This window comes from Bradyrhizobium sp. Mp27 (assembly GCF_029953005.1).
Taxonomy (GTDB): domain Bacteria; phylum Pseudomonadota; class Alphaproteobacteria; order Rhizobiales; family Xanthobacteraceae; genus Bradyrhizobium; species Bradyrhizobium barranii.
The window spans coordinates 1-346 of record NZ_JASAUS010000698.1 but is presented as its reverse complement, the minus strand read 5'-3'; the positions used below and the strand labels follow the sequence as shown (position 1 = coordinate 346).

2 pseudogenes are annotated in these 346 nt (G+C 62.7%); one reads left to right on the top strand and one right to left on the bottom strand.

From position 1 onward, the window contains the following. A pseudogene (locus QJT78_RS52385) lies at positions 1-110 on the top strand (IS21-like element ISFK1 family helper ATPase IstB); the annotation flags it as partial. Here QJT78_RS52385 and QJT78_RS52380 read toward each other — a convergent pair. Continuing rightward, positions 111-346, bottom strand: a pseudogene (locus tag QJT78_RS52380) (integrase core domain-containing protein); the annotation flags it as partial.

Below are 346 nucleotides of genomic sequence, written 5' to 3'. Positions count from 1 at the left end.
ACGTCGATCTGCGCACCCCGCGGGGCATCGACCGCGCCGTTTTCGCCAAACTCGTCGAAGGTCGCTGGATCGATCGCCACGAGAATTTGCTCGTCACCGGGGCAACCGGCCGTGCGATAGCCGAGGGACTGATGAAGGCGACGATCGTTGTAGAAGGCGATCCAGCTCGCGATCCCTGCCTTGGCCTCGCGGCCGTCGGCATAGCCCTTGAGGTAGATGTCCTCATGCTTGAGCAACCGCCACAGCCGCTCGATGAAGACATTGTCCATCCAACGACCGCGGCCATCCATGGAGATCTTGATCCCTGCGCCCACCAACGCGCCGGTGAAGGCCACGCTGGTGAACT